The sequence below is a fragment of the Psychrobacter submarinus genome (genome assembly GCF_904846685.1).
GTDB lineage: Bacteria > Pseudomonadota > Gammaproteobacteria > Pseudomonadales > Moraxellaceae > Psychrobacter > Psychrobacter submarinus.
Genome location: NZ_CAJHBQ010000001.1, coordinates 1,189,382 through 1,211,232, shown reverse-complemented (window position 1 = coordinate 1,211,232; position 21,851 = coordinate 1,189,382). Strand labels below are relative to the sequence as shown.

The 21,851-nt window shown below is 44.7% G+C and carries 19 protein-coding genes; 16 read left to right on the top strand and 3 right to left on the bottom strand.

The window, feature by feature from the left end; translation table 11 throughout:
- The first annotated feature begins 124 nt into the window (after nucleotides 1–124).
- The 6 genes from JMY03_RS05435 to JMY03_RS05410 all read left to right on the top strand — a co-directional run bounded on the left by JMY03_RS05435 (nucleotide 125) and on the right by JMY03_RS05410 (nucleotide 7,605).
- Nucleotides 125–1,576 carry an imelysin family protein gene (locus JMY03_RS05435; protein WP_390879930.1) on the top strand — a complete coding sequence of 484 codons (1,452 nt, stop codon included), beginning with the start codon at nucleotides 125–127 and terminating at the stop codon, nucleotides 1,574–1,576.
- Nucleotides 1,577–1,893: 317 nt separating this feature from the next.
- Nucleotides 1,894–3,546, top strand: a complete 1,653-nt coding sequence (locus JMY03_RS05430) for a di-heme oxidoreductase family protein (protein WP_201601733.1) — start codon at nucleotides 1,894–1,896, stop codon at nucleotides 3,544–3,546.
- A gap of 30 nt (nucleotides 3,547–3,576) precedes the next feature.
- Nucleotides 3,577–4,734, top strand: coding sequence for an imelysin family protein (locus JMY03_RS05425; protein ID WP_201601730.1), 1,158 nt, complete (start codon nucleotides 3,577–3,579; stop codon nucleotides 4,732–4,734).
- Between the two features lie 90 nt (nucleotides 4,735–4,824).
- Nucleotides 4,825–6,228 (top strand): DUF1513 domain-containing protein, encoded by a 1,404-nt coding sequence (locus JMY03_RS05420; RefSeq protein ID WP_201601728.1) that lies wholly within the window; start codon nucleotides 4,825–4,827, stop codon nucleotides 6,226–6,228.
- A gap of 9 nt (nucleotides 6,229–6,237) precedes the next feature.
- On the top strand, nucleotides 6,238–6,921 hold the full coding sequence (locus tag JMY03_RS05415) for a M48 family metallopeptidase (protein ID WP_201601726.1): 684 nt from the start codon (nucleotides 6,238–6,240) through the stop codon (nucleotides 6,919–6,921).
- An 81-nt stretch (nucleotides 6,922–7,002) separates the two neighbouring features.
- Nucleotides 7,003–7,605 carry a methyltransferase domain-containing protein gene (locus JMY03_RS05410; protein ID WP_201601724.1) on the top strand — a complete coding sequence of 201 codons (603 nt, stop codon included), beginning with the start codon at nucleotides 7,003–7,005 and terminating at the stop codon, nucleotides 7,603–7,605.
- On the opposite strand, the gene JMY03_RS05405 is transcribed toward JMY03_RS05410, so the two are convergent.
- Nucleotides 7,586–8,245, bottom strand: a complete 660-nt coding sequence (locus tag JMY03_RS05405; RefSeq protein ID WP_201601722.1) for an HD domain-containing protein — start codon at nucleotides 8,243–8,245, stop codon at nucleotides 7,586–7,588. The genes JMY03_RS05410 and JMY03_RS05405 overlap by 20 nt on opposite strands.
- Before the next feature lie 6 nt (nucleotides 8,246–8,251).
- On the bottom strand, nucleotides 8,252–9,160 hold the full coding sequence (locus tag JMY03_RS05400; RefSeq protein ID WP_201601720.1) for a hydrogen peroxide-inducible genes activator: 909 nt from the start codon (nucleotides 9,158–9,160) through the stop codon (nucleotides 8,252–8,254).
- 375 nt (nucleotides 9,161–9,535) lie between these two features.
- Between JMY03_RS05400 and ahpC the strand changes: the two genes are divergently transcribed.
- Nucleotides 9,536–10,102: an alkyl hydroperoxide reductase subunit C gene (ahpC, locus tag JMY03_RS05395; RefSeq protein WP_201601718.1), complete on the top strand. Its 567-nt coding sequence runs from the start codon at nucleotides 9,536–9,538 to the stop codon at nucleotides 10,100–10,102.
- Between the two features lie 284 nt (nucleotides 10,103–10,386).
- On the opposite strand, the gene JMY03_RS05390 is transcribed toward ahpC, so the two are convergent.
- The gene (locus JMY03_RS05390) at nucleotides 10,387–10,635 is read right to left on the bottom strand and encodes a YdcH family protein (RefSeq protein WP_201558353.1); all 249 of its coding nucleotides are present in this window, start codon (nucleotides 10,633–10,635) and stop codon (nucleotides 10,387–10,389) included.
- Nucleotides 10,636–11,367: 732 nt separating this feature from the next.
- Between JMY03_RS05390 and ahpF the strand changes: the two genes are divergently transcribed.
- From ahpF to hsdR, 9 genes are all read left to right on the top strand, one after another.
- Nucleotides 11,368–12,954 carry an alkyl hydroperoxide reductase subunit F gene (gene ahpF, locus JMY03_RS05385; RefSeq protein WP_201601717.1) on the top strand — a complete coding sequence of 529 codons (1,587 nt, stop codon included), beginning with the start codon at nucleotides 11,368–11,370 and terminating at the stop codon, nucleotides 12,952–12,954.
- Nucleotides 12,955–13,187: 233 nt separating this feature from the next.
- The gene (locus JMY03_RS05380) at nucleotides 13,188–14,636 is read left to right on the top strand and encodes an alanine/glycine:cation symporter family protein (protein WP_201601712.1); all 1,449 of its coding nucleotides are present in this window, start codon (nucleotides 13,188–13,190) and stop codon (nucleotides 14,634–14,636) included.
- 291 nt (nucleotides 14,637–14,927) lie between these two features.
- The gene (locus JMY03_RS05375; protein WP_201601709.1) at nucleotides 14,928–16,385 is read left to right on the top strand and encodes a class I SAM-dependent DNA methyltransferase; all 1,458 of its coding nucleotides are present in this window, start codon (nucleotides 14,928–14,930) and stop codon (nucleotides 16,383–16,385) included.
- Nucleotides 16,382–17,266: a restriction endonuclease subunit S gene (locus JMY03_RS05370; RefSeq protein WP_201601706.1), complete on the top strand. Its 885-nt coding sequence runs from the start codon at nucleotides 16,382–16,384 to the stop codon at nucleotides 17,264–17,266. The genes JMY03_RS05375 and JMY03_RS05370 overlap by 4 nt, the downstream gene beginning before the upstream one ends.
- Nucleotides 17,267–17,327: 61 nt before the next feature.
- The gene (locus JMY03_RS05365; protein WP_075103765.1) at nucleotides 17,328–17,633 is read left to right on the top strand and encodes an IS630 transposase-related protein; all 306 of its coding nucleotides are present in this window, start codon (nucleotides 17,328–17,330) and stop codon (nucleotides 17,631–17,633) included.
- Entirely contained in the window at nucleotides 17,608–18,171 is a 564-nt protein-coding gene (locus JMY03_RS05360; protein ID WP_201600886.1) for a transposase, read from the top strand. The genes JMY03_RS05365 and JMY03_RS05360 overlap by 26 nt, the downstream gene beginning before the upstream one ends.
- A 20-nt stretch (nucleotides 18,172–18,191) precedes the next feature.
- The gene (locus JMY03_RS05355; RefSeq protein WP_201601703.1) at nucleotides 18,192–18,515 is read left to right on the top strand and encodes a restriction endonuclease subunit S; all 324 of its coding nucleotides are present in this window, start codon (nucleotides 18,192–18,194) and stop codon (nucleotides 18,513–18,515) included.
- Between the two features lie 195 nt (nucleotides 18,516–18,710).
- Complete coding sequence (locus JMY03_RS05350; RefSeq protein WP_201601701.1) at nucleotides 18,711–19,364, top strand: ATP-binding protein; 654 nt, start codon at nucleotides 18,711–18,713, stop codon at nucleotides 19,362–19,364.
- A gap of 98 nt (nucleotides 19,365–19,462) precedes the next feature.
- Nucleotides 19,463–21,838 (top strand): EcoAI/FtnUII family type I restriction enzme subunit R, encoded by a 2,376-nt coding sequence (gene hsdR / locus JMY03_RS05345; RefSeq protein ID WP_201601699.1) that lies wholly within the window; start codon nucleotides 19,463–19,465, stop codon nucleotides 21,836–21,838.
- Nucleotides 21,839–21,851 lie beyond the last annotated feature (13 nt).

Sequence of the window (21,851 nt, the reverse complement as noted above, 5' to 3'; positions counted from 1 at the left end):
ATAAATTTGATATAAAAGCTGCGTAAAAGTGAATTAAAATCGGCTTAATTTATAGTTGATAATAGTTATCAATAACAATATAATTCGCAAACACTACTATTTTATATATAAGGTCTTACTAAGGATGCCCATGACTATCAATACCGCGCCGAACCGTAGAATTCTGCCCACGACTTTAGCAGCGGCTCTAGCGGGTTTATTGCTGCTATCAGGCTGTACCAAGCAGACCGATGAGGACGGGGTGGCGGCTGAGACACAAACCACGCAAACTGAGACTACCAATGCAGGGTCAGCAGCAGAGCAAGCGGGAATTGATAGGCTACTAGTCAGCTATGCAGATATGGCGCACGCCGCTTATAAAGACTCGCTTGAGACCGCAAAAGACTTACAAAACGCCGTCAACACGTATGTCGAGGCGCCTACTGAGGCGAATCTTGAGGCAGCAAAAGCGGCATATAAAGCAGCGCGTCAGCCGTATTCGCAGACTGAAATCTTCCGCTTTGAGGAAGGTTTTGTCAGCGCAAATGATGAGCGTGAAATAGCTAGCGTCGACGGCTGGGAAGGGCAAGTCAATGCTTGGCCACTTGATGAGGCGCTCATTGATTACGTCAGCGATGATTATCAAGGCGAGTACAATAGCCAAGATAATATTATCAATAGCGATAGCATTGCAGTCGGCAGTATTCAGCAAGATACCAGTACAATTAGCCCTGATCTATTGGCTGAAATGAGCGAGATTGGCGGTAGCGAAGCCAATGTGACGACGGGCTATCATGCCATTGAGTTTCTGCTTTGGGGTCAAGATACTAATGGCGTCTCTGAAGGCGCAGGCAATCGTCCTGTTAGCGACTATCTGACTACTGAGGGCGAATGTACTAGCGGTGATACGGTTAATACCGATGCGAGTATATGTGAGCGCCGTGGTGAGTATCTAAAAGCGGCAACTCAATTATTAGTCGATGATTTGAGCGCGATGGAAGCCGAGTGGCAGCCTGCGAGCGAAAATACTTTACGTAGTGACTTACTTGAGCGCCGCGGTGATAATGCACTGCGTCAGATCATGTATCAGATGGGCAGCCTTGCCTTAGGTGAGCTGGCCTCTGAGCGTATGCAAGTGGCCTTTGTCACCGGCTCGACTGAAGATGAGCATGAGTGCTTTAGTGACTTGACTCATCTAAGTTATGCTAATAATGCGCGCGGTATCCAAAATGTGTTTAATGGTACTTACAAAACCGTCGATGGTAAATCAGTGGGCGGCTATGGTGTCAAACAGTATCTCGTTGATAAAGGTCACACGGCCGAAGCTGATAAGCTCACTGCTGACTTTAAACGCGTAGAGGATGCCTTTAATGTGGTCGTTGAAAAAGGCGAAAACGAAGGCATTAAAGTCGATCAGATGATAGCGACCGTCGGTCAAGCAGCAAAGCAAGGCATCACCGCTGAAGAGCAAAACAAGCGCCGCAGTTGGATCGAAAATAGTATCAATAGCTTACAAGAGCTGACCGCTGGTATCGAGAGCGCGGCCAAAGCGGTCGGTATTGATAACTTAGATGCTGATGCAGGCTCGCAGTTTTAGCATCAAAACTTATTATCAAAGCTTAGCATCAAAACTTAGAATCAAAACTTAGAATCAAAACTCTGCAGCATATTTGCTAAGTCAGTATGTATTGATAAGAGCAATTTTGGTAAGCGCTTGATTTTGCTATACTGACATGGTTTCATGATAAAGCTATTGGTAGCGCTATCTAGGCGTTGATACAACAGGCACGTTGTCAACTGAGTTTGGCAACGTGTTTTTATTTAGATATATCCCTGCTTAAAAAGCGTTTTGTATTCAGTATCTTATGCCACAACCCTTCCTACGAATAACCCATTAGGAAATAAGGTCACTTTATGAGTGTCATCTCATCAGCCTCAACACCAGTATCTAAACTAGTGAAGCTCAAGTCTGCACCATTCAATAAGGTATTAAATATAACGCTAAGCCTATCAGTACTGGCCTTAGTAGCTTGCCAGCCAGCAGAAAATATCTCGGACGAAGAGACTGTTTTAGAAAAAGAGACCATATCAGACTCAGCGCTATCTGCCGAGCGCACGCAAACCATAGAGCAGTTGGCAGGCGTGCCGATGCAGACTTTGGCGACTTTTGATCCACAAGAGATTAAGCAGGGCGGCGACACTGGTATCACCATTACCAGTAGCGAGAGCTACTCAAAACCGTCTTCTAACTTGACGGCCTCGCGTAAAGGCGACTTTTTTATTGGGAATGCTTTTTTTAAGCAGCCTTGGGTGGTCGCGCCCGCTAGCACCGATAGCCGCGATGGTCTTGGCGCGTTATTCAACGTCGCCGCTTGTCAGTCCTGCCATGTCAAAGATGGCCGTGGTCACGCGCCGATGACTAGCGAAGATGATGCCGATAGCTTATTGATTCGTCTCGCTATGCCAGCGACAACGGATGAAGAGCGCCAGCAGCTGGGTAACTCCTTAATCGAAAAAATTGTGCATCCGATGTACGGCGGTCAGCTGCAAGATCGCGGTATTCAAGGCGTGCCGGCTGAGGCGCAAGTCACCGTGACTTGGACGGATAAACCAGTAACCTTTACTGATGGTCATATCGAAACGCTACGTGCGCCAACTTTTGAATTGACCCATCCAGGCTACGGTGATTTTGATGATGAGCTTATGGTGTCACCAAGGGTAGCTTTGCCGATGATAGGGCTTGGCTTGCTTGAGCAAATCCCTGATGCCGATATCAAAAAACAAGCCGATAGTGAGGATAGAAATAACGATGGTATTCGCGGTACCTTTAATTGGGTTATGGATCCACAAACGGGCAAAACGGCACTGGGCCGCTTTGGCTGGAAAGCGGGGCAAACGAAGCTCTTAACCCAAAATCAGAGCGCCTTTAATGAAGACATGGGGCTGACCTCAAGGATTCGTCCTAATGAGTCTTGCACGCCGTTACAAACCGCTTGTCTTAACGCAACCACTGGCGCTGATGATCAAGGGGATGGCAAGTCGCCTGTCGAAGTCAGCGATGAGGTTGCCAGATTTGTGGAGTTTTATACTCGCAACTTAGCTGTGCCGCATCGCCGTGATGCTGATAGTGAGCTAGTACTAGCGGGTAAAAAACGCTTTTATGAGATCGGCTGTCAAAGTTGTCATACGCCCAGATATGAGCTACCAAAAACGGACGATGATCATCTTGAGCAGCATGGACAAGTGATTTATCCTTATACCGATTTGCTCTTGCATGACATGGGCGATGATCTTGCCGATCGAACGATCGCCGGCGCATTGCCGCCAAAGGATGCGCAAGTTGAGTTCCTAGCCAACTCTTATCAGTGGCGCACGCCTGCGCTCTGGGGCATAGGCCTTGCGCAAACGGTCGATCCGCAAGCGACGTTTTTGCATGATGGACGGGCGCGCACGCTGATGGAAGCGGTGCTCTGGCATGGCGGCGAAGCGCAGAGTCAACAACAAACAGTGCTAAAACTTGATAAACAAGGCCGAGCTGAGCTTAACGCTTTTTTAAAGTCGTTATAGTCAGTACAGTCTAAATATACCGAGAAAAATATGAAAAGTAACACCAATCCTTTATTAGTGATGGCATTATCGGCATTGAGTGCAGGCATACTTATCAGCTGCGTCAAACCTGCCGATGACAAGCCCGCCACTGACAACGACCGCCCAAAAGTGGTCGAAGAAAATAGCGCGGCAACAGAGACAACCGGTGCAGCTGCTAGCGCTTCAGCTGACATTACCCCTGTAGAGATTAGCGCGGAGACCGAAGAAACCTACCTCACTCATGTCGCCGATGATCTGATCATTCCCACTTACGCGGACGCCGCTCAACACAGTGCAAGCTTGCATAAGTTAGCGAAAAAACACTGCCAGCAAGCGCCTGTCAGTGGTATTGAGCTACAAGAGCTGCGCAATCAATGGCTCGTATTAGCGCAAGCATGGGCCAGTGCCGAGATGATTAACTTTGGCCCCGCAACTGAGAGCATGAGCAATCTATATATTAACTATTACCCTGATGAGCGCGGTCTGGTGCATGACGGCGTCGCTGAGCTAATAGCGGCCAATCCAAATTTGACCAAAGCGCAGCTCGCTGATGAAAGCGCTATTGTCCAAGGTGTGCCGGGTTTAGAGGAGGTCTTGTATGCCAATGATAGCTTAGATGCCGCGCAGTGCGCTTATGTCATTGGTGCCAGTAGCGCTTTGGCGGATCGTCTAACAGCGATCGAAAATAATTGGCGTAGTGATGCCGTCCAGCTACTCGCTATCGATAAAACTGCCAATAGCGATCAAGGCCTCAATCAGTGGTTTAACTCGTTGCTATCCATGATTGAGACCACCAAGTCGAGCGCTATTGATCAGCCCTTAGGCCTCACAGGTACCGCCAAAGGTCACGTGCCAGCAGCTACAGCAGGGCAAAGCCGCGCGATCATTAATGCGAAGCTTGCAACCTTAAACAAAGCGCTGACAGATCCGGTACTCAGCGCCATCTTGAATAGTAAAAAAGAGAGCGTCGTCGGTAATAATCTATCGACTTCCTTGGCGCAGACCACGACTTTGCTCGCGCAAATGCCTGAGGACATAACCCAAGCGGACAAGGCCGATCAGCAGCAGTTGCTTGAGCAGATGGCAGAGATTACCCGAGTCATCAAACGCCAACTGATTCCTACGCTTGGCATACGTGTTGGTTTCAATAGCACCGACGGAGACTAGAATGTTGGTGGTTAAGCTAAGGGTTTATCGTTTTATAAATAATGAGTCAAAGACTTATGATAGCTGACTACAAAACTACGAGAAATAGTAATGCAAAATAAAACGTCAAATCCGGCTTCTAATGACTTTTTGAGAACTCTATCCGCGACTGTGACTGCGACAGCGGCGATAGTTGGCGTGCATCATTATTATCGTAAGCAGCGACAGCCAGAAGCGCGTTTGCAAGACTATGTGATTGGCATCAGCGCTAAAATGCATTCATCAGCACCACTACCGCGCCTACAGTACGCTTATCAGCAAGCAAAGTTGGCTTATCAAAATTATCCTGTTAATAGCGCGCAAGCGGTAATTATTGAGGATAAGGCAAATGCGCTAGCTGAACGTCATACCACCACTATGTTACCGCGCCCAGTCTGCTGGGTGAGCGGAGTGGCAGCAATGCCTAAAAGCGTAAGCTTGGCTAATAGCAAAAACACGCACAATGACAATGATCATGACTTTGGCGTTGTCGGTATCGACGCTGATCGGCAACTCGTCTGGCAAACCACTATGCCTGAGCGCGTGCACGATATCGTGGTGCAGCCTATGGCTACCAAAAACACCCAATCGCGCGATGTGGTCGTCATGGGTCGCCGTCCTAGTGAAGGCTTTTGGGTGCTAGATACCGCAAAGGGGCAAGTCAAACACACTATCAAAGCCGCTACCGATCGGCACTTTTATGGTCATGCTTGCTATAGTTCGGATGGCGCCCAGCTGTATATTACCGAAAACGATACGGTCAGCTTAGAGGGTAAAATAGGCATTTATAACGCTGCTAATGGCTATCAAAAAACGGGCGAATTTGACTCACATGGTATCGGTCCGCATGAGCTGATTATGCATCCTGATGGCGAGACTTTAATCGTCGCTAATGGCGGTATCAAAACCGAGCAGGCCTCGCGCGAGGAGCTAAATCTAGACAGCATGCAGCCGTCTTTGGTTTATCTCAATCGTCATACAGGCAAGCTCCTAGAGCAAATCACCCCTGAGCATAATCAGATGAGTATTCGTCATCTGGCTATACATAATGACGGCACAGTGATGATAGGGGTGCAGTTTCAAGGCGAGCGGCATATTAATGTGCCCTTGGTACTGACGCATCAGCTCGGCGATGCTGAATTCGAGCCGCTCACCATGCCTAATGATGAGTGGCAGCGCTTTCATCAGTATATCGCTAGCGTCGCGGTTGACAGCGAGCGTAATCTACTCTGTGTGACCACGCCTATCGGCGGCTGCGCGGCTATTTATGACTTAACCACCCGCCAGCTGATAGACTCAGTGCCCTTGCCTGATTGTGCAGGCGCGTCAGTGCGCGTAGGCGAGCAAGGCGGTTTTATTGTCAGCGATGGGCAAGGGCAGATAACGACTTTACTGACCCCTGATCGCACTGCTATCATTACTGATAGCGTGACGCACAAAATGTCTTTTGACAATCATTTGCAGGCACTTTTATGAGAGTGCTCCGTGCCTAGCCAAAACCTCATTGATAAACATAGGACGCCTTTATTGCAAAGCGCTATCGAGCGTTTGGCGGCAGCTAATATTGAGCTGCAAATCAGTAAAAAACGCGTTAAAAACATCAACTTTCGGCTAAAACCCAATCTCTTAACCGTCTCTGTGCCAGGATATGTAAGCACCATACAAATGGCGCAGTTTATCGATAAGCGTGTCGCGTGGGCATTAGCGCACCATCCGCAAGTGCTAGAAAATTACCAACGTAAACAGCAGCGACAATCCCAAGCTGGTTTACCTAAACTCGCTGAACCTTTATGGTTATGGGGCGAGCAGCAGGACTTTATACTCAGTCACGATAAAAAAATCGCGCTTTATCGTCAGCAGCTTTTACAAGTTATGCCAGCGTTGTTTGAGAAGTGGCAGCCAATAGTTGGGGCAGAAGCGGCAGAGACGCGTATTAAAAAAATGCACACGCGTTGGGGCAGTTGCAATACGCGCGCACGCCGTATTTGGCTATCAGTATACTTGCCTGCTTATCCTATAGAGTGCTGCGAGTACGTCATTGTCCATGAGTTATGTCATCTACATCATGCTAATCACAGCCGTGAGTTTTGGCAAACGGTAGCCACAGCGATGCCGGAATATAAACAGTGGCATGATACATTAGCAGGTAAAGACGGGACGTTAGATTAGGGCGTGTTGAATGTTCAACACGCCCTAATTATCGAAATCTTTGTTTTGTTTGTCTCATGTGTTTTAGAAAAAGGCTAGGTTATGGATAACGTTAATCAATCCAAGTTTTGGCAGCAGCGCTACGAAACCGACAGTATCGGTTGGGATATGAGACAGGTATCACCGCCGCTCAAAGCCTATATCGACCAATTACCTGAGTCGGCAAAGCATGATGCTATCTTAGTGCCGGGCGCGGGCAATGCTTATGAAGTCGGTTATCTTTATGAGCAAGGATTTACTAACGTCACGTTATTAGACTTTGCGCCTGCGCCGATTGCCGACTTTGCTAGACGTTATCCTAACTTTCCATCTGAGCACTTAGTTTGCGCCGACTTTTTTGAATTATCACCTGAGCGCTATCAGTTTGACTGGGCGCTTGAGCAGACGTTTTTTTGTGCGATAAACCCGCAGCGCCGTGACGAATATGTACAGCAGATGGCCGGTTTATTAAAGCCAAAAGGTAAGCTAGTAGGGTTGCTATTTGATAGGGGTTTTGGCCATACTCATCCACCGTTTGGCGGTGACGTCGAAGAGTATAAGCAGCGCTTTGAGTCGCATTTTTCTATTGAAATCATGGAGCCTTGCTATAACTCTCACTCTGCGCGCCAAGGCAGTGAGCTATTTATCAAGCTGCAAGTAAAGTAAGCTCCCGCCTGATATTCTTACGCGCTTGAGCTTCTAAGCGCTGATAGTAATAGTCCGTTAAATACAGTCTCGGATGGGCGAGCAAGCCCTTTAATACTTGCGTGCGTCCTACTCGATACGCCACTTTTACAACATGAGCATACTCTTGTCGCACCGATTTAGCATATTCTTCATACTCAGGCCAACTTGCGCCTAAAACAGATAAATCCATATCGAGCAAATAGGCGGCGTCAAGGTCGGCATGGTCAGTAAGCTGATGATCTGCAGTCATCATTATTAGATCGTAAATACGTTTAACCTGTTTAGAGGTCAAATATTTATCTAAGACTTGCACTGCATACTCAGCGCTTTTTAGCTCATTATCATTACGTATCGGCGCATAAATCACGTCATGATAAAACAATGCTAAGGCAATAATAGCCGGCTGCTGTAGCTTATGGTCAATCTGCTCAAACTGACAAAAAAGCTGCTGCAAATGTGTGAGCGTATGATAAGCGCGAGTAGACTCATTGTAACGATTGGCGATATCCTGCCAAAGCGCATGAGCTTGCGCAGGCTTAATATCGCTATTTGTGGCCGATAGTAGATGCTTCTCAAAGCATTGACTAAGACGAGAGCTGGTTTGCAAGAGGTCGGTCATATTTGCTTAGCTCTTATTGGCCGCTTCTTCTAATGCTTGTTTAAACACATTACCCAGTAGATTTACGTCATCGACACGAGCGTAGTTTAGACGCGTGACAAAGGCAATGTGACGATGCGGTCCGGCCTCGGCAAGTGGCACAGCGACCGCGTTTTGGTTATGTAGATGCAGCTGATCGAGCGCCATTTCAGGGACCAGCGTTGTACCCATATTCGCTAGCGCCATCTGAATTAGGGTGTTTAGACTGGCATCAGAAAAACTTGATTTCATCTCAGCGCGATCGAAATGACAGACGGATAAGGTCTGATCAGTTAAGCAGTGACCCTCGCCCAATAGCATCAGATTCGCGGTCGCTAGCTCATCTGAGCTAATGCTATCAAGCTTGGCGTGTACATCATCATTGGGGAATACCGCAAAAAAGTTCTCTGACCAAAACTCGAAGCTGTGTAGTCCATCGACCGCATAAGGCAGTGCAATAATAGCGGTATCGATATGACCATAGCGCACTTGTTCGAGCAAGCGCTCGGTTTGCTGCTCAACGATCGTCATGCGAAATTCAGGATGATGCGCGCGAAGAGCGGGTAAGACTTTAGGCAATAGATACGGCGCAATGGTCGGAATGATGCCAACCGTCATCGGATAAGCTAGCGGCGCTTGATGACTATGAGCGCGAGTCGTAAGATCATTGACCTCAGAAAATATACGCTGGGCGCGTGTCAAGATATCTTGCCCGATAGGGGTAATCAGCACTTGCTTGTTATTACGCTCAAATATTTGCGTATCGAGCTGCTTTTCTAGCTCTGCGATACCGAGACTCAGCGCAGACTGTGAAATATTGCACTCTTCGGCGGCGCGCTTGAAGTGACGATGCTTGGCAACGGCCAAGGCAAACTCGAGTTGACGTAAAGTAATCATAGGGACTCTCTAATACCATTTAGATAAAATTCTTCGGAAGTATTGGTTTATCTTATCGCTCACAAACCGATAGATATAGCCGCTTTACGTATCATTATTTTACAAATAACAGCGGATAGAATAGTTTAACAAGATTAATAAAACAAAACATCAAATTAAAAACTTTTAACTGGATTAACCATGAAATTCGCGTATAGTTTGTCTTGTAACCCAGATAGGTAAAGCCGGCAGCAATATTAATTGAACAATTAATTATTAGCAGTCGCTTACATGATACTATAATGTAGGTCGCTTTATGACTTTAGCTCCTACATAGAAATCATCGATTAACTATCATTATCTTGTAACCATAAACTTCACAAAAAGGAGCCACTCATGGCCGCTATTATTAATCAAGAAATCCCAGAGTTTTCAACCGAAGCGTTTGTAAATGGTGAGTTCAAAACTATCACCTCAGACGACGTCAAAGGCAATTGGGCTGTATTCATGTTTTATCCACATGACTTCACGTTTGTTTGCCCAACTGAGCTTGAAGACATGGCAAGCCATTATCAAGAGCTAAAAGACTTAGGCGTAGAAGTGTACTCAGTATCAACTGACACGCATTTCGTGCACAAAGCATGGCACGACTCTTCAGAAGCGATTGGCAAAGTCACTTTCCCAATGTTGGGTGATGGCACTGGTAAAATCACTCGTGGTTTTAACATCATGATCGAAGAAGACAACGCAGCGCTTCGCGGTACTTTCATCGTTGATCCAGATGGCCTCATTAAAGTAGCTGAAATCCATGACCTAGGTATTGGCCGTAGTGCAAAAGATGTGGTACGTAAAGTAAAAGCCGCTCAGTACGTTCGTGACAACGACGGCGAAGTATGTCCAGCCGCTTGGGAGCAAGGTCAAGCAACCCTAAAACCAAGCCTAGATTTGGTTGGTAAAATCTAAGTAGTTGATACACTATTGAGATAACTTTATAGCACTGATCATTACTTATATTTGACCAGTATTATAGATGAAGACCCTATTAGCAGATGCTGATAGGGTCTTTTTTTACTTGCATTTACAGCTTTGACACCAGATTTTACCCAATGTTTATCTTAGGTTATTTATGCTGATAACAAAGCCCTCATCAGCATAGTGTGATGAGGGCTTTATTATCGTTATCTACTACTCTTTATCACCAAAAATCTTTATAACCTAAAAAAGTTTTTATTGGTTTTAAATCGTCATTAAGCGTGTGACTGTAGTTGGTTTTTATCAATGACTCTATAAATCTCATCTTTGAGTTGCAGCTTTCGTCGTTTCATCTGTTCAATCTCATCGTCCCAGCTCGCTTGCGTGACGCGGTCTTTTTCTAGCCTATTAATTTGCTCGTCGAGCTGAGCATGCTCATCAAATATCACCGCGAAGTGGCTATCTTTTTGTCTAAGCTCGTCAATAATCTCTCTATTATCTTGCAGGGTATCAGTCTTTCTCATGTTTTCATCCTTGTTAGTAAGCGTCAAGTCGTTATAAACGACTGTCCACGCATAATGATTAAAACCATTAATGAATTTAAGACTCTAAAGCGCCAAGAGCTACTGGTATAAAGGCACTGCATTTATTAGAGTGACTACTCCTAAAAACAGTCGTTTTTCTTAGCACTTCTCTCGATTGTAGCGAAATAACAGGGTGGGTTCTAGGGTGATTTATTAATAATAGGTTTAAATTACTAGATGATATATCTTTTATGATTTGTTTTATAAAACATATGGTTTGACTTTATCCGCTTGTCCATGGTCCTAAAACGTCCGATAATAGCTTTATCAACAGTTAGGGGCATAAGAGTAGTAGCGTATTAGCCAGCTAAGAATAAAGCTGAATTAGCCCAATACTTTAGGGCGTGTTGAACATTCGACCATGGCACTGACAGCGACTATTTTTTAGGCGATTCGATGTTAAAAATAATAAGTTTAGTCATTCTAAACGCTTATTTTTAACGATGAAGCGGCAAAAAAGAGTCCTGTCCCCTGCTTTTATCGTTGGGGCTGATGCTAAAATTGCCCCATACTGCGTTACAAATCTCGCTAAGGCATCTGCATTATCGTCGCTTTGTGCCTTGTCTGGAACAATTTTAGCGATCAGCAGTGCCTATTTGCGAATGTTCAACACGCCCTAACTTTAAGCAAATGAACTTAGTATTTTTTATGTTATAAAAATAAGGATTGATTATGATAGACCAAAGTTTATTAGATGCAGTAAAAAGCTATAGCGAAAATATGACTCGTCCTATTAGCTTCGTACTAGGTACAGGCGAGCACGAAAAACGCGCTGAGCTAGTTGATTTTTTGACCAAAATCGCTGGAACAACGGATAAGATTAAGTTTGAGCTGGACCAAGCAGACTATATCGATAGCAGCTTACCAAGCCCAATCAGCTTTGCAGTACGTAGTCATATCGATGGTGAAGTTGTCGATAACGGTATCGTCTTTAGTGGTATTCCAGGCGGTCACGAATTTACTTCACTGATTTTAGCTATTTTGCAGGCCGGCGGTCATACGCTCAAACTTGACGTAGGTATCCAGAAGCTCGTGAAGCGCTTTAATAAGCCGCTAGAGTTTCAGACTTATGTATCGTTATCTTGCCACAGTTGCCCAGAAGTCGTGCAGGCATTAAATCAGTTCGCCCTACTAAACGATAATATCAGTAACGAGATGATCGATGGCGCACTGTTCCAAGAGCAAGTCGAAGCCAATAATATTCAGGGCGTGCCCGCCGTATTCTTAAACGGTAAACCGTTCGCTAATGGCCTTATCGATACCGCTAAACTGATTGAGAAGCTACAAGAGCAGTTCCCTGATCTACTAAGCGAGGGCGGCGATGATAGCGAGCAACTAGAGCAGCAAGACGTCACGATCATTGGTGCCGGTCCCGCTGGTGTTGCCGCCGCGATTTATACCGCGCGTAAGGGTCTAAAAGTCGCTATGGTGGCTGATCGTATCGGTGGTCAGGTCAAAGACACGCAGGACATCGAGAACTTAATCTCAGTGCCACTAACCACAGGTACGCACTTATCAGCAGACTTTGAGAAGCATCTGCAAGAGTACAATATTACCCTCAAGCAGCACGTGACGGTCAAAGAGATCGATGAGACTGAGGAAGAAAACTACAGCATCCATCTGAACACTGGCGAGCAGTTTGAGACGCGTAGTATCATCCTTGCGACTGGCGCGCAGTGGCGTAAGCTTGGCGTCCCAGGTGAAGAAGAGAACATCGGTAAAGGCGTGGCATATTGCGCGCACTGTGATGGTCCTTTCTTTAAAGATAAAGACATCTCAGTGATCGGCGGTGGTAACTCAGGCGTTGAGGCGGCGCTTGATTTGGCCGGTATCGTCAAACACGTGACGGTTCTTGAGTTCGCTGACGAGCTAAAGGCCGATCAGGTACTCATTAATAAAGCCAAAGAAAAAGACAATATCGAGTTTATCACCAACGCGGCAACGCAAGAGATTAAAGCCACTGATGGTAAAGTCAGCTCTATCGTCTTTGAAGATCGCAATACAGGCGATACTCATGAGCGCGATTTGGCAGGGGTGTTTGTTCAGATTGGTCTTGTGCCAAACACGGACTTTATCAAAGGCTTCGTCGATCTAAACCGCTTTGGCGAGATTGAAATCGATGAGCGCTGCCGTACTGACCGCAAAGGTATCTTCGCTTGTGGTGACGTGACCACTGTACCGTTTAAGCAGATCAATATTGCTATGGGCGAAGGTAGTAAAGCCGCCTTAAGTGCATTTGAATATTTGGTAATGCAGTAAGTGATATATGAGCTTTAAACATAAACCACCTCTTTTGAGGTGGTTTTTTTTATGGATTTTATATAAGGATTAATCTGTCATAGAAAAGCGTTTATTTAATCGACAAAATAAGGTAGCTTTTATTCAAAAAAGTAGTATTGTTGGTATTAGAGCGCATTTCTACTGTAATGCTTTTGATGCAATACCAGTATCAAAAAACCTACCGAGGCATCATTTAATTTGAGGAAGCAGCCATGGGGTATATTGAAGCGTTTTTTACTCAAATTGGCGACTTAACATGGGGTTGGGCGCTCATCCCAATGCTCATAATTTTTGGACTATTATTTACTATTGTAGGTAGGTTCGCCCAATTTAGATATTTTAAGCGCATGTTTAGGGTATTTAAGACGGATGAGGTAGGAGACGAGGGTATTTCCGCTCGTCAGGCCTTACTGGTCTCTATCGGTGGACGTGTCGGTGGCGGTAATATCGCGGGCGTTGCCGTGGCCATTTCTTTGGGTGGTCCGGGTGCTGTATTTTGGATGTGGGTCGTCGCCTTGATTGGCATGATGACCAGTATTGTTGAGTGTAGTTTGGCTCAGCTCTATAAGCGTAAAGATGCTGATGGGAATTTTAGCGGTGGTCCTGCGACTTATATCTTACATGGCTTGGGTAAAGATTATCGTTGGCTCGCGGTCATTTATGCTATCTCCTTGCTATTGTCTTTTTCCATTGGGTTTGTGGCGTTCCAAGGTAATACGGTTGCCGGTTCTGCGCTTGAAAGCTTTGGGATTGAGCGTTGGATATCGGGCGTAGTATTGGTGATTGCAGGTGGCTTTATTGTCTTTGGCGGCATCCAGCGTATTGCTAAAGTCGCCGATGTGGTTATTCCGGTGATGGCGCTCATCTATATCGCTATGGCGCTTATTATCATAGGGCTGAACTTTACAGAATTACCGGCATTGTTGGTTTTGATTGTAAAAAATGCTTTTGGTATCGAGTCTGTCGTGGGCGGTGGTATTGGTGTGGCGATTGAGCAAGGTATGAAGCGTGGCCTCTTCTCTAATGAGGCAGGTTTGGGCTCTGCGCCCAATATTGCAGCCACTGCGTATGCCACGCATCCTGTGAGCCAAGGTATCTCGCAGTCGTTATCGGTGTTCATTGATACGATTGTAGTGTGTAGTGCAACGGCGTTTATGATTTTACTGAGCGGAGTATATCAGCCAGGGGCTGAAGTAGATGGTATTGTACTGGCGCAGCAAGCATTGAGTAATCAGCTTGGCGATTGGTCGCAGTATATCTTGACCATAGCGTTATTGTTATTCGCCCTCAGCTCTATTATGTATAATTATTATATGGGCGAAAATGCGATTAACTTTTTGGTCAAAAAGAATATCAAAATGGCGACTTTGGTCTTACGCATTGTGGTTATTGCGATATTATTCGTCGGTGCAGTTGCGCCAGCGGCAACCACTGTGTTCTTCTTCGCTGATCCTCTCATGGGCGTACTGGCGCTAGCCAACTTATTGGCATTGATTATGTTATTCCCGCGAGCCAAGCGTTTGCTCAATGACTTTGCAAGACAATTAAAAGCTGGGGTCAAAGAGCCTTTATTCGATGCGCAAGAGTATGAGAAGTTGGATATTGACCTCAGCGCTTGGGGTAAAGAGGCGGTGAAAGAAGCATTGGATCAGAAGAAATAGTCTGAGTAATGCAGTAGGTTTTATATTGGTTCTTAAAAATTAGCCATCTCTTTTGAGGTGGTTTTTTTCATAAACTTTGTAGCTCATTACGCCATGCGTTTCTAGCCAACTGTGTTTGAGACATAGTGCCAAACACACATAATCGATTCACGCTCTCAAACCGCCCCTGTCATACAACGGATTAAATATCATGCTGCTATTGACCTACCCGCCCATTTAAGCAACTATAGTCGTGCTGATAGCAACTGACCGCATATCCCTTTTGCAAAATAAAAAATAAGACCCTGATTTATGAATTTTGAACAAGCCTTTAAAAACATCGACGATCTACTCTACAAAGACTCAGGCGCAGATAGCGAGCTTGACTACATCGGTCAGACCTCTTGGGTGATGTTCCTGCGCTACTTAGACGAGCTTGAGCAAGATAAAGCGGACGAAGCGGAGCTGCGCGGCGAGGACTACTCGTTTATCTTAGAGGACAAGTACCGCTGGCCGAATTGGGCGATGCCAAAAGACGCTGACGGCAAGCTTGACCACCATAGCGCTATGACAGGGCCGGACTTGGTGCAGTTCGTCGATTATGAGTTGTTTCCTTATCTGGCAGGGTTCAAAAAAACCGCGGACAATCCCAAAACCATCGAATATAAAATCGGTGAGATATTCTCTGAGCTCAAAAACAAAATCCAAAGCGGCTATATCTTGCGCGAGATTTTGGAATATGCCGACGCGCTGCCGTTTCGCGCGTCAAAGGATAAGCACGAACTGAGCCATCTGTACGAGACCAAAATCAAAAACATGGGCAACGCGGGACGTAACGGCGGGCAGTACTACACACCAAGACCGCTTATTCGCGCCATGATACAGGTGATAGATCCGCAGATTGGCGAGACCATCTATGACGGTGCGGCAGGCTCATGCGGGTTTTTATGTGAGTCCTACGAGTATCTATATGAGCGCATGGATAAGACCACAGGCAATCTAAAAACCCTGCAAGAAGATACGCTATACGGTAAAGAAAAAAAGAACCTCGCCTATGTCATCGGTATCATGAATATGATACTCCACGGCGTTGAGGCGCCCAATCTAGTGCACACCAATACGCTGAGCGAGAGCATCCGTGATATTCAAGAAAAAGACCGTCATCATGTGATATTGGCCAATCCACCATTCGGCGGTAAAGAGCGCGCCGAGGTGCAACAAAACTTCGATATCAAGACCGGTGAGACGGCATCCTTATTCTTACAGCACTTTATCAAGAGTCTCAAGACCGGTGGCCGCGCCGCTATCGTCATAAAAAATACCTTTTTGAGTAATACGGATAATGCTACGGCGGCGCTGCGTGAGCATTTATTAAACAGCTGTAATCTGCATACGATCTTGGATATGCCAGCAGGCACGTTCACCGGCGCTGGGGTCAAGACGGTGGTGCTGTTCTTCACTAAGGGCGAGCCGACTAAGAATATTTGGTACTACCAATTAGATGCGGGTCGAAATATGGGCAAGACCAATCCGCTTAATGATACCGACATGGCGGAGTTTTTGGAGCTGCAAGTAACCAAACCTGAGACCGAAAAGTCTTGGACTTATAATGTCAATGGGCTAGACGAAGATACGTTAGATTTATCCCCTAAGAACCCAAATCTGCCTGAGGAAGCACCGCTACGCCGTCCAGAGGAAATATTGGCAGAAATGGAAGCTCTAGACGAAGAAACCAATGAGATATTGGCTCAGATTAAGGAGTTGATATGAAAAAGGGTTGGGAGTTAAAAAAGTTAGGCAATGTAATGGAAATTGCAAGAGGTGGTTCACCTCGTCCAATAAAAAAATATATTACAGAATCAGAAGATGGTTTAAATTGGATAAAAATTAGTGATGCAACAGCATCAAGTAAATATATTTATGAGACTAAGCAAAAAATATCAAAAGATGGGTTACACAAAACAAGATTAGTAGAAGAAGGTGATTTTCTTCTATCTAATTCTATGAGTTTTGGAAGACCTTATATTATGAAGACTAGAGGTTGTATTCATGATGGATGGTTAGTTTTAAAAGAGAAAGAAGATAATTTACTCAATAAAGATTATCTTTATTACTTGTTAGGCTCACCTTATATTTTTAAAGAATTTGATAGATTGGCTGCAGGCTCTACTGTAAGAAATTTAAATATAGCTTTAGTGAGTTCTGTTCAAATCCCAATTCCACCCATCGAAGAACAACAACAAATCGTCGCTATTCTTGACGATGCGTTTGCAGCGATAGAGCAGGCGCAAGCCAACATCGAAAAAAACATTGAAAATGCCAAAGAGCTGTTTCAATCGAAACTAAATGACATATTTAGTCAAAAAGGTGAGGGTTGGCGAAGAGAGGTTGTTAAGGATGTACTTATATTAAAAAGTGGTAAAACTGTATCAAAAGATATCGAAAAAGACATTGGCGAGGTTATTTATACCAAAGTAGGTGATATGAACCTCGCAGGAAATGAAGTTGATATTGTATCCTCAAGTCGATATGTAAATTTTAAAGATATAAATGAAAGCCAAATTATTCCAAAAGGTTCTGTTATATTTCCAAAGAGAGGCGGAGCTATTGCAACGAATAAAAAAAGAAGGATTGTAAAACCTACTATATAGTCACCTGACCACAAAAATGTTATAAAATAAATCAACTAAACGACTACCACAATAAATAACCATGACTTACTCCCTAGATTATCGCAAACAAGTCTTAAAAAGCTTAGATGAGGGCATGACCTTTGCTGAAGCTGCTGTTTTCTATGATATCAGTCCAACGACTATCCAGAAGTGGAAAAAGCGTCTTCATAGTAAAACCACTCGATATATTAAGCCCTACAAAATAGAGGATGAAGCCTTAGCTCAAGATGTCAAAGACCACCCTGACGATTATCACTATGAGCGAGCACAGCGTTTTGATTGTAGCCCAACAGGCATCAGTAAAGCCTTAAAGCGTATTGGTGTTAGCAAAAAAAAAGACACTTGAGCATCCCAAAGCCTGTCCTGTGAAAAGAGCGACTTATCTAGCCAAGCTTAACCACTACATTGCTCAAGGCTTTGCTATTGTCTATATGGACGAAAGTGGGTTTGAGAGTGAAACGATGCGTCCTTGTGGTTATGCACCCATTGGTAGCCCCTGCATTGGCAGTTACAATTGGCAAGCCAAAGATCGAACCAACGTCATTGGTGCACTATATGGCAAAACGCTGTTTGCACTCAATTGCTTAAAGACCAACATTAATAAAAAGATTTTCTATCACTGGTGCAAGTTCACGCTGATACCAAAGCTTAAGAGAAAATGTGTAATCGTTATGGATAATGCAGCCTTTCATAAGCGCGTTCAAAAGCTGCTTAACAGGCATGGTCACAGGCTATTATTCTTACCTCCTTATAGTCCTGACTTAAATCCCATCGAGAAAAAGTGGGCTCAAGTGAAGTTTTTACGCCAAGGTTGGATGGAAAATGACTTATCTAAATTGTTTTATGATATTCATCCAAAACATAACTCTTTTGTAGTGCATTGACTATAGTAGATTTAAATACTATGGCTTTAATACCTTCTAAAGATATAACTTCTGACTATTTATATTTCTGGTTTAAAACAGTTGATTTAAATGAATTAAGCAATGGAGCAAATGTACCTCAAATAAATAATTATTCATTTGATGATACTTTTATAAACTTTCCAAAATTAATCGAAGAACAAGAACAAATCGTTGCTAAATTAGATAAAATACTTGATTACAATGAAGAACTTATTATCAAATACCAACAAAAACTAACCAACCTCGAAGACCTTAAAAAGTCCCTGTTAGAACAAGCCTTTGCTGGTAAGTTGACCTGCAACGAGCCAAACCCTACTCATTAAATCAGTGTTTTACTTATGAATACAATGCAACTAAAAGCCTTATTAGATGAACTAGTAAAACAGCCTTATGAGAGTGAATGGGTTAATATAGTAAACTCAATTTAAAAGTGTTATAGCGCTACTGGAGTGAATTTTCCGCAGCCTCTGTGATAGCAGCACGCAAGAAAAACTTATACCAGTAGCGCATTTGAATTGATGACAGTTTTATTTTTAATAGACTATAGTCAGCTTCCTGCAAATGAAGAGATAGGAAAGGTATTACGTCAAGATTCTCGTATGTACCCAGAGATTGCCATCAGAGAATTAATTGCAAACGCATTAATTCATCAGGATTTTTCTGTTAAAGGGTTTCCTATGATAGAAATCTTTCAAGATAGGATAGAGATATCAAATCCTGGAGATCCTTTAATTACTCCAGATAGGTTTATCGATTCTTATATCTCAAGAAATGACACTATTGCTGATATTATGAGACGAATGGGTTTTTGTGAAGAAAAAGGCAGTGGACTGGATAAAGTCATATTTTATAACGAGCTGTACCAATTGCCACCTATTCAGGTAAAAGTACAAGAGCATAGAACCACAGTCACCCTTTATAGTTATCGCGGATTAAAGAACTTAGATAAGAAAGAGAAAATAAGAGCTTGTTACCAACATGCTTGTTTAAAGTATGTTTCAAATGAAAAAATGAGTAATGAGAGCCTAAGAGAGCGGTTTAAAATTGAGGCAAAAAATGCAGCTATTGCTTCTAGAATTATTAAAGACACCTACGAAGCAGAGCTAATTAAAGATGAAGACCCTACTAGCAACTCAAGAAAACATAGAAGTTATATTCCTTTTTGGGCTTAAATCTTATTTGATGGTTATTTGATAAATACAACAATTGAAGTAGCTAAGCCCTGTGATAGCAAGAGATTGCTTTTTGATGGCTATTTGATGGAAATACTATGAACGAAGCGCAGACCAAACATGACCTCATCGAACCCGCTCTACGCGCTGCAGGCTGGGGCGTGGTCGAGGACAGCCGTTTGCGTTTGGAGTTTCCCATCACTAAGGGTCGCCTGATTGGTCAAGGCCGCCGCGCCAATGCCTTATTTGCCGACTACGTGCTGGAGTACAAAAACCGACAGATCGGCGTGATTGAGGCCAAAAAAAGAGACGACTATTACACCCAAGGGCTCGGGCAAGCCAAAGACTATGCTGAGCGCCTAAATATTCGCTTCACCTACTGCACCAATGGCGTACAGATTTATAGCGTCGATATGCAGCAAGGGGTGGAGGGTGATGTCTTAACATTTCCTACGCCAGATGAGCTGTGGGAGATGACTTATCCGACGCCTGTAGACACTGAGCAGCTGGAGATAACTCACTGGCAACAGCGCTTATTTGCCATTCCCTTCGAAGACCGCGGCGGCACGTGGCAACCGCGCTACTATCAGCAAAACGCCATTGCCAAAGTGCTGGACGCCATCGCCGCCAAGCAAGACAGAATCTTGCTCACTCTAGCGACTGGTACTGGCAAAACCGCCATCGCCTTTCAGATTGCATGGAAGCTGTTTCATGCCAAATGGAACCTAAAGCGCGATGGCTTAAGACGCCCGCGCATCCTGTTTTTGGCCGACCGCAACATACTCGCCGACCAAGCCTTTAACGCCTTTAATGCCTTTGATGAAGACGCCTTAGTGCGTATCAAACCTAGCGAGATCAAAAAAACAGGGCGCATCCCCAAGAACGGCAGCGTGTTTTTTACCATTTTTCAGACCTTTATGAGCGGCCCTGACGACTCACCGTACTTTGGCGACTATCCACCAGACTTCTTTGACTGTATTATCATCGATGAGTGTCATCGCGGCGGCGCCAATGACGAGAGCTCATGGCGCGCGATTATGGAATACTTCTCGCCTGCCGTGCAGCTCGGACTAACCGCTACCCCAAAGCGTGACGTCAATGCCGATACCTATGACTATTTTGGCGAGCCTGTCTATAGCTACAAGTTAAAAGAGGGCATTAATGATGGGTTTTTGACCCCGTTTAAGGTCAAAGAGATCGCCACCACCCTTGATGACTATACCTATACCTCCGATGACACGGTAGAGGGCGATATTGAAGAGGGGCGAGAATATGTTGAGGCCGACTTCAATAGAGTCATCGAAATCAAAGCGCGAGAAGAGTACCGCGTCAAGCTGTTTATGAGTCTAATCAATCAAAACCAAAAAACCCTGGTCTTTTGTGCGACCCAAATTCATGCTGCTGCTATCAGAGATTTGATCAATCAATATGCTACGAGTCGCAGCACCAACTACTGCCACCGAGTCACCGCTGATGATGGCAAAATCGGCGAGCGCCATCTACGCGACTTTCAAGATAACGAAAAGAGCATCCCCACTATTTTGACCACCTCACAAAAGCTCAGTACAGGGGTGGATGCGCCAGAGATCAGAAACATCGTCCTCATGCGCCCTGTTAACTCTATGGTGGAATTCAAACAAATCGTCGGTCGTGGCACGCGCTTGTTTGAGGGTAAAGATTACTTTACGATTTACGACTTTGTCGATGCTCATGATCACTTTAAAGACCCTGAATGGGACGGTGAACCTATCGAGCCTGAAGATGAAGGTGGCGGTCCAAGACCCTGCAATATATGCGGCGAGCGACCTTGCGTCTGTGAAAAACCAGAACCCGAAGTATGTATCGAATGTGGCAATATCCCTTGCGTCTGTGAAATCGCGCCACGCAAGATGATCAAAGTAACGCTGTCTGATCACAAAACGCGCGAAATCGACTCTATGATCAAGACCTCGTTTTGGAGTCCCTCAGGCACGCCGATATCAGCGCTAGAGTTTATCGAGCAGCTCTTTGACGACTTACCGGCATTTTTTCATAATGAAGATGAGCTACGTAAAATTTGGAGCCTGCCAAGTACCAGACGCAAGCTACTGACCGACTTGAGTGAAAAAGGCTATACCGACTCTCAATTAAAAGACTTACAACACCTGATACATGGTGAAGACAGCGATTTGTTTGATGTCTTAAGCTATGTCGCTTATCACAAGGATCTCGTGCCTAGAGTCACGCGCGCGGATAAAGCCAAAATTTATTTGCACGACTACAGCAAAAACCAGCAGGACTTTTTAAATTTTGTGTTAGAGCAGTATGTGGAGCAAGGGGTGAGTGAGCTCGATGATGCCAAGCTTCCAGACTTATTAGAGCTCAAATACCAAGCCATCGCCGACGCAAAAAGAGAGCTTGGCGATATTAAGTCGATTCGAGAGACCTTTGTTAAATTTCAAGAACACCTTTATGCAGTCAGAGAAGTCAGTTAACGTATGTATATCT